This is a genomic window from Chloroflexota bacterium (assembly GCA_013152435.1).
GTDB lineage: Bacteria > Chloroflexota > Anaerolineae > DUEN01 > DUEN01 > DUEN01.
In genome coordinates, this window is record JAADGJ010000116.1 from 1 (window position 1) to 10,610 (window position 10,610).

9 protein-coding genes are annotated in these 10,610 nt (G+C 65.0%); 4 read left to right on the top strand and 5 right to left on the bottom strand.

Translation table 11 applies throughout. The features are described from left to right. Positions 1–219: 219 nt before the first annotated feature. From GXP39_16500 to GXP39_16515, 4 genes are all read right to left on the bottom strand, one after another. Positions 220–615 (bottom strand): protease inhibitor I42 family protein, encoded by a 396-nt coding sequence (locus GXP39_16500; protein NOZ29638.1) that lies wholly within the window; start codon positions 613–615, stop codon positions 220–222. A 117-nt stretch (positions 616–732) separates the two neighbouring features. Further along, positions 733–1,395, bottom strand: coding sequence for an HAD family hydrolase (locus tag GXP39_16505; GenBank protein ID NOZ29639.1), 663 nt, complete (start codon positions 1,393–1,395; stop codon positions 733–735). A 46-nt stretch (positions 1,396–1,441) separates the two neighbouring features. Continuing rightward, a complete protein-coding gene (locus tag GXP39_16510) occupies positions 1,442–2,167 on the bottom strand; it encodes a class I SAM-dependent methyltransferase (protein ID NOZ29640.1) in 726 nt (241 codons plus the stop codon). Positions 2,168–2,177: 10 nt separating this feature from the next. Further along, positions 2,178–3,239, bottom strand: coding sequence for a Gfo/Idh/MocA family oxidoreductase (locus GXP39_16515; protein ID NOZ29641.1), 1,062 nt, complete (start codon positions 3,237–3,239; stop codon positions 2,178–2,180). 477 nt (positions 3,240–3,716) lie between these two features. Here GXP39_16515 and GXP39_16520 point away from each other — a divergent pair, with 477 nt between their 5' ends. From GXP39_16520 to GXP39_16535, 4 genes are all read left to right on the top strand, one after another. Beyond that, complete coding sequence (locus GXP39_16520) at positions 3,717–4,793, top strand: uroporphyrinogen-III decarboxylase-like protein (GenBank protein ID NOZ29642.1); 1,077 nt, start codon at positions 3,717–3,719, stop codon at positions 4,791–4,793. A 480-nt stretch (positions 4,794–5,273) separates the two neighbouring features. After that, positions 5,274–6,380: a methyltransferase domain-containing protein gene (locus tag GXP39_16525; protein ID NOZ29643.1), complete on the top strand. Its 1,107-nt coding sequence runs from the start codon at positions 5,274–5,276 to the stop codon at positions 6,378–6,380. Between the two features lie 24 nt (positions 6,381–6,404). Next, positions 6,405–7,400 (top strand): glycosidase, encoded by a 996-nt coding sequence (locus tag GXP39_16530; protein NOZ29644.1) that lies wholly within the window; start codon positions 6,405–6,407, stop codon positions 7,398–7,400. A 460-nt stretch (positions 7,401–7,860) separates the two neighbouring features. Then, positions 7,861–10,263: a hypothetical protein gene (locus GXP39_16535; GenBank protein NOZ29645.1), complete on the top strand. Its 2,403-nt coding sequence runs from the start codon at positions 7,861–7,863 to the stop codon at positions 10,261–10,263. A gap of 56 nt (positions 10,264–10,319) precedes the next feature. Here GXP39_16535 and GXP39_16540 read toward each other — a convergent pair. Then, positions 10,320–10,610, bottom strand: a 291-nt coding sequence (locus tag GXP39_16540; protein NOZ29646.1) for a hypothetical protein, incomplete at its 5' end; no start/stop codon positions are given.

Here is a 10,610-nt window from a genome sequence, read left to right on the forward strand (position 1 = left end):
GCCACCGGCCAAAGCCCCAACCAGGCAGGGAAAAGGCGAGAAAAAGAGTTTTCCTGCGGAGGGGCTTCCCCTCCGCACCTCCCCTTTCAGGTGCGACCGCCCGTGGAGGGAAAAGGCAACAAGCGGGGGCCTCGCCCATACTGTTAAGTTGATGCGAATGGGGCACGGCGGCGCCGTGCCCCAATAACCTTATGTGCGTTTTCAATACCCTCTAAGCCGCTAGCGCACGACCACCCGCAGGGAGAAAGTCTCCGCCGGCTCGCCCTCCTTCTCCCAGGGGCGCACGTACACCAATTGGATCTCGGTCTCTCCCGGCGCAACGGCCTGGAACCGCCCGATCCACCGCCCACCCGCGCCGACCACGCCGGGGGCTCCACCTGGCTGGTACGTGTCTCCCAACGGCTTCAACACCGCCTCGTCGACCGGGGCCTCGGGGGCCATCTGCCACTGATATCCCGTGGTCGGGTTGGCCTCCAGGCTGATCTCCAGGATCTGCCCGGGGCGCAGCATGACGCCGGTGCCGTCGGCGCGGGCATCGACCTGGACCACACCTGGCGCACAGCTTGTCACCGCCAGGATCACAGCGATCAGCACGATCCAATACCCTCTTCGCATCTTCCCTCCTCCTTGGTCTGAAAATGTGACGACAGACGAAGGATGAAAATGGACTGTATCCCCCGTTCGCTCTGCTGCCGTAGCCGGCCCCCGGGCCACGTCACCCGCAGGCTCGAGCTAGCGAAACGCGACGATGGGCCAGCCGCGCTCCCGGGCGATCCGCCGCAGCCGTCGGTCCGGGTTCACGGCAACAGGATGGCCGACCCGCTCCAGCAAGGGCAGATCCCGCGCGCTGTCGGTATAGAAGTAGCTCTGGGACAGATCTACCCCTCGCTCCGCCGCGTACCGCTCGGCCCAGTAGACCTTGCCCACCCCGTAACAGGCCGGCTCCACGATCCGCCCCGTGAACCGGCCATCACGCACCTCCAACCGGGTGGCGAGGACGTCCCCGCCCAGCCCCAGATGCGCGGCCACCGGCCCGGCTGCGTAGGGGGTGGCAGCCGTCACGATGGCCACCCGGTGTCCCTCCGCCCGATGCCGCTCGATGGCCCGCCGGGCATCCTCGCTCACGTACTCGACCACCATCTCGTCGAACCAGCGCAGGCACAACGCCCAGGTCGCCGCCTCATCCTCGCCCACGATATCCGCGATGAGGCGAGCGATGAGGCGGGGATAGTCGATCACATGAGCCATGTACATCCCGGCCCAGGCCCAGATCGCGAGCTCCTGCCGACGGGAGATCGCCCGGGTCTGGCGAAGATATCGGACGAACAGCCGCCCTGAAGAGGCGGTCAGGATCGTATAATCCAGATCGAAAAACGCCGCGACCGCTTGCCCCATCGTCCTACCCGCCTATCGAATATCCGGGATCCCCGGGAGGCATCCTCTATGCCCTTCCCTCGGAAGGCTCAACCGGGCGGCGCCCCACGTAGATCCCCCGCCCTGTGAGCCCATCGGGCTCATGAAACGCCTCCAGCCCGATGGAGCGGAACGCCTCCAGGTACTCCTCCTGGGTGAACATCCCCAACTCATGCCGTTCGCTGAAATACTCCACCCCGGCGGGCGTGCCCACCAGGTAATGGAGGTCGAGGATGGAGATGCGCCCCTCCTGCTCGCTCACGTTGATGCGGGCGATCTTCAAGTCCGGCTCGTCCACGAACGTGGCGTGCACGGTGTCGGGATGATACTCCTCCGGTGTAAACCACGGCTCGACGATGACGAGGCCTCCCGGATATACGTGTCGGCGCATGCACGCCAGCGCCTGCCGCAGCCTGTCCAGGGTCTTCACATACCCGATCGCGCTGAACAGGCAGACGATGGCGTCGAATTGGCGGCCCAAATCGAAATCTGCCATGTCCGCCTGGTGGAAGGTCACATCGGGAAGCCGCTGGCGGGCAATCTCCAGCATCTCGGCGTTCAGATCCAGGCCCTCCACCTCATAGTGCTCGCGCAGGTGGACGAGATGCTTCCCCGTGCCACACGCCACATCGAGCAGGGCGTTGCCAGGGGATCGCTTATACTGCTGAATCCACCGATGAAGCTTCTCCGCCTCCCGCCTGTAATCCTTCCAGGCATAAAGAGCATCATAGAATCGAGCCGAGCGGGCATACATGGCCCTCCTCCTACAGGTCGAGCCTGACCTCGCCGCCGGACTGCTGACTGCGGTAGATCCCGTCCAGGATCGCCATGACCTGAAGCGACTGCTCGGCGGGCACCGGCGAGGGCGCCCCCTCCGCGACGGCGCGAGCGAACTCCACGCACTCCAGCGCATGCGGCTCCATCGCATCCTGCGTAAGCTGCAACGTACGCGTGTAAAGTTGCCGGGTCTCGTAGTTGGTCTGGTAGATCTCACAATTCGGCCAATGAGCGCCCCCCCCCGTCCCGTAGAGCCATACCTGGCGGTCCTCCTTGGGCGCGCTGTGATGGAGCATCCAGCTGACCTCCAGAATCAGCGTGGCGCCGTTCTCAAACCGCACGAAGGCCGCGGCGAAGTCCTCCACGTCCATCTCCTGCGGGACGGATCGCAGCCCCCACACGCTGAACGCGCCCTTGTGGTGAGCGAGCGCGTTGCGGGCCACGCCGGTCACGGCCACGGGCTTCGGGTTGCCCATCAGCCAGAGCGTCAGGTCCAGGATATGCACGCCGATATCGATACACGGGCCGCCCCCGCTGTGCCGCTTGAGGACGAAGGACGGCCGAGCGGGGATCGCCGCCCGCCTGAGCATCCAGCTCCGGGCGTGATAGACATCGCCCAGAACGCCCGTCTCGATCTCCGTCTTCAGGGCGCGAGAGGTGCCCATGAAGCGAAAATGCTGTGCCGTCATCAGCATCTTGCCTGAACGGTCCCGGGCCGCGATGATCTCCCGGATCTCCTCGGGCGTAGGGGCCAGCGGCTTCTCACACAGCACATGCTTTCCGGCCTCCAAAGCGGCGATGGCTAAGGGCGCATGGTACATGTTCGGCGTACAGATGTCGATGATGTCGATATCCGGATCCTGAAACAGCTCGGCGGGATCCGTCGTCAGCCGGGCGATGCCGTTCACCCGTCCCCATTCCTGCAGGATCCCCTCGTCGATGTCGCACCCGGCCACCACCTCCGCTTGCTCGGACGCAGCCCAACCCGGCATGTGCAAACGCGCAATGCCGCCCACCCCGATCACACCCACCTTCAACGAGTCAGGCATGGATCGATTCCTCCTCCAACACAGAATTGGCTCATCGACGGTACAGTATAACAAGTCCAGGCCCGCCATGCAATGAATGAAGGTAGTGTATTAGGGCCTTTTCAAAGTCCAACGTCCATATTGGCATACATGGCGTCTACAGGGACGAGGCAAGGTGTCGTGTCTGTATACGCATCTTCTCGGTTTCCCCCAGCACACGACGTGGCCAGACGTACCCCACCACCCACCGTTGAGCCCCCTTCCTGGAGTTTGGCCCTATGGGTAGCGAAGGGCAGTGCCCTTCGCCACCCATACCAAGATACAGGAAGAAGATATACCAGCGGAGTCACCCTCCGTCCCACCTTGGAGGAATTCGTCCTCTTGTGGTAGGATGGACCACACCATACTTCCATCGCACACGAAAGCGTCTCTCCCGCTCGATCGGGCACCTCCATCTGATGGGATCACAACAGAGCGAAGATATCCCGGAGAAAGCCAATGTTTGAAATCCCCATCCAACCCGACTATGAGGCTCTGCTGCGCAATCTGCGACGAGAGGGCACGCCACAGCGCGTGCACTACATGGAGTTGTTCCTGGATCGGGAGGTGCATGAGGCATTGCATGCCCGCTTTGGCACCGCGGACCATCTGGATCGCTCCGACCCCTACTACGATCACAAGGCCTATATCAGCCTCTACCGCTTTCTGGGCTACGACACGGTCACGGTTCCGTTGGGCGGGCTGGAGTTCCCACGAGAGAACGTGCGCATGGCGGAGGATACGGCCACGCTCCGGCGGGAGGAGGGACGGCGCTGGGCTGACGAGACGCGCGGCGTCATCGCCTCCTGGGAGGACTTTGAGCGCTATCCCTGGCCCGATCCGGCCCGGTTCGACACCTCGCTCCTGGAGTGGTACTCCGCCCACGTGCCTGACGACATGTGCCTGGTGGGCTCCTGCCACAACGTCTTCGAAGAGGTCACCTGGCTCATGGGATACCAGCCGCTATGCTACGCCCTGTACGATCAACCGGATCTGGTGGACGCCATGTTCGAGCGGATCGGACAGATCTTCGTGGCCGCGGCCGAGGTGTACGCCCAGTTCGATCGGGTCAAGATCCTCTTCGGCGGCGACGACATGGGCTACCGCAGCGGGACCATGGTCTCCGCCCAGGTCCTGATCGAGAAGGCGCTGCCCTGGCACAAGAAGATCGCCCAGGTAGCTCACGAGAGTGGCAAGCTGTATCTGCTCCACTCCTGCGGCAACCTGGAAGAGATCATGCCCGCTCTCATCGAGGATGTGAAGATCGATGGGAAGCACTCCTTTGAGGACACCATCGAGCCGGTGACCGAGGCCAAACGCCACTGGGGGGATCGCATCGCGCTGATCGGGGGCATCGACGTGGACTTCCTGACGCGCGCCACGCCCGAGCAGGTCCGCCAGCGCGTGCGGGAGACGCTGGACGTGTGCCTGCCCGGCGGTGGCTACTGCCTGGGCAGCGGCAACAGCGTCACCAACTACATCCCGCTGGAGAACTATCTCGCCATGATGGACGAGGGCCGCCGATACACGGCCTGATTCCTCTTACATTCTACCTGCCTGGTTGAGGCTTTGGCCGGTGGCCTCCGGCCCCACGGGGCAGGTGAGGGGCTGAAAATAGAGTTCTTCGGAGGGGCGGCGGCCCCTCCCCTCCGAGCCACCCCAGAAATGCGGGGCCACGCTTCCATAATCGCTTAAGTTGATACCAAGGGGGCGCAGCGGCGCCGCGCCCCTACATCCGGGACGTTTGATAGGGGAGCATGTCGCTTCTCGCTAGTTCCCTCGCAAAAGTGTCCGGTAGTTAGAGACACCAATAGTGTAAGAGGCGACTTCGATATACTCCTTCTATGCCCTTCTTGGTGTCTTAGCGGCTTCGTGGTATGTTCTTCAGGCACATTCTGAGCCATTGCTTCTTCCGCTGTGGGGAGGTCCGGAGGGGCGTGGGATTCCCGTCAGCCGAGGGAATCCCTCAGACACCTTACCGGCAGCTTCCAGACGCGCTCTTACCGGAGGATATGGATGACACACGTCCCCAGCCCAGCCGATCTCTCCAGCCCACCCGCATCGTCCGCCTCTCATACGTACTACGTGACGGTGGCCACCGGCCTGGAGTTCATCGCTGAGGACGAGATCCGGGAGCGGTTTCCCTCCGCCCAGGCTCAACGGTCGCGTGGGAAGGTGCTCTTCACCGTCGACGCCCCTCCCGCTCCGCTTCTGGCCATCCGCTCGGCGGAACATCTGTACGCCTTCGTCGCCCGGATCTCCGGGATCCCCTCCGATCGGAGTGGGTTAACGCGGCTGGAGCAGGTCCCGCTGGAGGTGGACTGGGAGCCCGCTCTGGCCGTGTGGCGACGCTTCTTCCCGGACGCCCCGGAGCCTCCCGCCTTCCGGGTAACCGCGCAGCGCAGCGGCCAGCACGCGTATCAGTCGCCGGATGTCGCCGCGGCGCTGGGGACCGGCCTGGTCCGCCGCTTCGGCTGGCCGGTCCGGCTCAAAGATTTCGACCTGGAGGTCATGGCCTACCTGCAGGGGGACGAGCTCACGCTGGGGATCACGCTCACGCCGGGGGGATTGTACCGCCGCGAGCGGGTGGCGTGGGGTCGCACCGCGCTGAAAGGAAGCATCGCCTACGCGATGGTCCGCCTGGCGAGGGTACGGCCGGGCGATCTGCTGGTGGACCCCATGTGCGGCGTCGGCACGATCCCCATCGAGGCCGCGCTGGCCTGGCCGGGCCTCCGCTGCTGGGGCGGCGATCGATCATGGGGAGCGGTCTCACGGGCGGCCTTGAACGCCCGGCACGTCGGCGCGCCTGTGCACCTGTTCCACTGGAACGTGCACCGTCTCCCCCTGGACGATGACTCCGTCGACGCCATCGTATGTGACATGCCCTTCGGCCGCCGCGTGGGATCGCACGAGCTCAACCGTCGGATCTACCCGCCCGCCCTGCGAGAGATGGCGCGCGTCCTTCGCCCCGGCGGACAGGCTGTGCTGCTCACGCTGGAGCGGAAGCTCATGGAGCAGATCGTGCGAGGCGACCCGATCTGGCGCTCCGAGGCCGTCTATCCCGTGAACGTCGGCGGCCTTGAGGCACGTCTCTACCGCCTGCGAAAGCGCCCATCCGCATGACCATGGGAACACCAGGAGGTAAGCATGGAACCGATCATCGGTGAACTGCATTCCAGCCCCGTCATCACACGACACGAGGCGAATCCGATCCTCACGGCGGCTGACGTTCCCTATCCGGCCACCCTGGTTTTCAATCCGGGCGTCACCCGCTACCAGGGCCGATACGTCATGGTCTTCCGCAACGACTACGGCTCGGCCGAGGAACAGCGCCTGGACGGCACCAACCTCGGGCTGGCTTACAGCGATGACGGGATCCACTGGGAGGTCCAGCCCAAGCCCTGCTTCGAGCTGTCGGACGAGGAGATCATCCGGGCTTACGATCCTCGCCTGATCGTGATGGACGGGCGGTGCTACATGTGCTTCGCCGTGGACACGCACCACGGCGTACGCGGTGGGATCGCCGTCACCGACGACTTCGAGTCGTTCGAGATCCTGAGCATGTCCGTGCCCGATAACCGCAACATGGTGCTGTTCCCGGAGAAGCTGGGCGGCATGTACGTCCGGCTGGAGCGTCCCTTCCCGGTCTACAGCCGCGGCGGCATCGAGCGCTTCGACATCTGGATCTCGGACTCGCCCGACCTCCGGTACTGGGGGAACTCCGATCTCCTGCTGGCAGTGGAGGATATCCCCTTCGCCAACACGAAGCTGGGCCCCGCCGCGCCGCCGGTGAAGACGCCTCACGGCTGGCTGACCACCTTCCACGCCGTCGACTTCGACCCGGCCCGGGGCAAAAACGGCTGGGAGGAGAGCTGGAAGAAACGGTACACGGTGGGCGTCATGCTGCTGGACCTGGACGATCCCCGACGGATCGTGGGACTGTACAGGGAGCCGCTCCTGGCGCCGGAGGCCCCCTACGAGGTGGAGGGCGGATTCCGCAACAACGCCATCTTCCCATGCGGCATCGTCCTGGAGGACACGGGCGAGGTGAAGCTCTACTACGGCGCGGCGGATACGGTCATCTGCCTGGCCACAGCCCACGTGGACGACCTGGTCCGCCTGTGCCTCGGCGATCCAGGCTGAGCGCATTCCGATCGCGTCGCCCCCCTTCCTTCAGCATCCAACAGACGTCTGGAACGCACGACACGGAGAGGCGAGGCATGTCTCGCCTCTTTTCCATACCTCACGTCTCCGTGCGACGCCGCCTTGCGAGGCCTCTCCGCGGCTTCCCCGGGATAATCCGCCAGGGTGATGGCAGGAACAACCAAAGATGTCGTATAATATACCCAAAAGCAGTGAGTGAAGGCACTCCCCCAGGCAGTGTACAATTCGCGTCCAGGCGTAGGAGGTGACCCGAGTTGGGTTCCCTGTGTGACGTCATGCCCCCGGACGCAAACGCCCGGCCAGCGACATTCCCCGCACCTCATCCCCCATCCTTCTGATCGATCGGACCCTCGCCGCACTCAAACGCCGCTGGCGTCCCCACCATTGAGCTCAGCCTACGACGAGGCGTTGCCATGAGTAGGGTGAAAGGAGTGAATCCATGGACAGAGCACGTTTCTCGCTGGGCTCCCTCTTCCTGATGATCCTCGCTCTTGCCGTTTGGGCGCTCACGGCCCACGCATTGAGCGGTGCCCCCGGGCCCATCATCGCCTCCACCCCCACGACGAACGCCCTTCGCTTCCCCCTGATCCTGAAGGATCACGAGGGCCAACCCTCTCCCGCGCCGACATCCACCCCGACACCTACAGCCACGCCCGGCCCCACCGCCACCCCCACCTTCACCCCGGTGCCATCGGACTGGTGGTTCACCTCCGGCCAGGAGGCCGACATTATCCTGGGGCTTCACGGCTTCGAGGAGAGCGGAGGGCCCTCCTTCCTGCACCATCCCGGCCAGCTGGCCACCGACGGCACCCATCTGGTCGTCGCCGATACGCGCAACAACCGGGTGCTCATCTGGAACACCATCCCCGTGACGAATTACACGCCCGCCGATGTGGTGGTGGGCCAGCCCAACATGAACGCTGCCGGCGCGGGGCTGGGTCCGGATCACCTGAATTGGCCCGTAGGGGTCGCAACGGACGGCACTCGCCTGATCGTGGCCGACTCCAACAACCATCGCGTGCTCATCTGGAACCGGATCCCCACGAAAAACGGGCAGCCCGCCGATGTCGTGATCGGCCAGAAGGACTTCTACTCCCGCGAGCACGGCAGCGGGGCAGATCGCCTGTGGTGGCCCCTGAGCGTGGCCACGGACGGCACGCGGCTCTACGTGGCCGACACCCGGAACATGCGCGTGCTCATCTGGAACAGCATCCCCACCACCAACGGCCAGCCGGCGGACGTGGTCGTGGGCAAACCCGGTTTCTCCGCTCCGGCTGGCGGCCAGCCACCCTCGCGAACGAACTTGATCAACCCCCGCGGGGTGGCCTCCGATGGTACCCGGCTCATCGTCAGCGAACATCACCAGGGCAACCGGATTCTCATCTGGAATCGCATCCCCACCGCCAACGGCCAGCCGGCGGATGTGGTGCTGGGCCAGCCTGACTTCAACTCCACCATCGATCGGGGACCGGAGCAGGGGATCAGCAGCCCCTGGCAGGTGGCCACCGACGGCACGCGCCTGTACAGCACAGACGGCAACACCCGAGTACTCATCTGGAACAACTTCCCCACCACCAACGGCCAGTTGCCGGATGTGGTCGTCGGCCAGCCCGATCTCCGCATCAACTTCCCGGCCCTGACGCGAGAAGGCCTGGGGGGCGTGTGGGGCGTGGCGTCCGATGGGCAACACCTCTTCATCGCCGACACCATGAACTCTCGCGTGGTGATCCACAACACCATCCCCACCCGCAACAGCCGACCGGCCGACGTCGTGTTGGGCCAGGTGGACTTTGAGACCAACGCCTTCATCTCGCGAGTCGGCCTGCGCACGGCCCAGGGGTTGGCCTGTGATCCCAGCCACCTGTTCATCGCTCAGGACTACGACGCGCGGCTGCTCGTCCACAACACGATGGTCACGGAGAGCAACCGGCCGGCTGATATCGTCCTCGGCCAGCCGGACTTCACCGATTGGGGCGAGGACCTGCAGGCAGATCCCGCCACCATCGTCAGGCCGTGGGGCATGTTCACCGATGGTACGCGCCTGTTCGCCGCCGATACCGGGCACCATCGGGTGCTGATCTGGAACACGCTGCCGAAGACGAACAACGCGCCCGCAGATATCGTCCTGGGCCAGCCGGATTTCGCCTCGCCGCCCTCCGTGCCGGGCGGCATGCCCAACCTGGGCGAGTGCCGGGCGGGGCAGGATGGCCTGTGCGAGCCCAGGGACGTCATGTACGACGGTCAACGCGTCTTCGTGGCCGACAGCCGCAACAACCGGGTGCTGATCTGGAACAGTTTGCCCGCCACCAATGGCCAACCAGCGGACGTGGTGTTGGGTCAGCCAGACTTCAACTCCACGGGCCCCGGCGCCGGCGCGACCGGGATGAGTTTCCCCACCCACGTGTTCTCCGACGGTCAGCGCCTCTTCGTCACCGACACCTACAACCAACGGGTGCTGGTCTGGAACAGCATCCCCACCACCAACGGTCAGCCGGCCGACCTGGTGCTGGGCAAGTCCGGCTTCAATGCCCCGCCGCAGGAGACCTTCCTCAACCTCCCGTCGGGGATCTATTCCGACGGCACCCACCTGTTCCTGGCCGACAACAGCAATCACCGGGTGCTGATCTGGAACGCCATCCCCACGGCCAACGGCCAACTGCCCGACATCGTGTTGGGACAGCCGGACTTCGGATCCCGAGTCCCGGCCACCAACCGGGACGGGCTCTTCATGCCCACCGACGTCTGCTTCGACGGCGTCCACCTCTGGGTCTCCGAGGGCAAGTTCAGCGATCGGGTGGTGGGCTTCTCCGTAAGGCCGGTGCCGGGAGCGGCATCGAAGTAGGGGAGATTCAGAGCGAGGCGTACATGAGGATACAGGCGGCTATGGCCTGCGCGCGTTCATCGTCCCAGCGCCTCGGCCATGGTATGGCTGTCGGCATCACGCCGGCGACATAACCGCCGTTGATAGCACAGGATGCGTTGGAGGGTATCCGAGGGGCGTCGCGCCAGGCCCCGGTCGATCACGGTTTCCGCCTCGGCGAAGCGGCCGCTCCGGCGTAGTAAGTCCGCCAGGAGGGCCTCCTCGGCGCCGGGCTCGGCGGCGAAGGGCTGCTCGCGCTGCTGCGCCTCCGTGAACAGCGCCACGGCCCGCAGGCGACACCGGATCGCGGCCTGCGCATACGCGGCGCC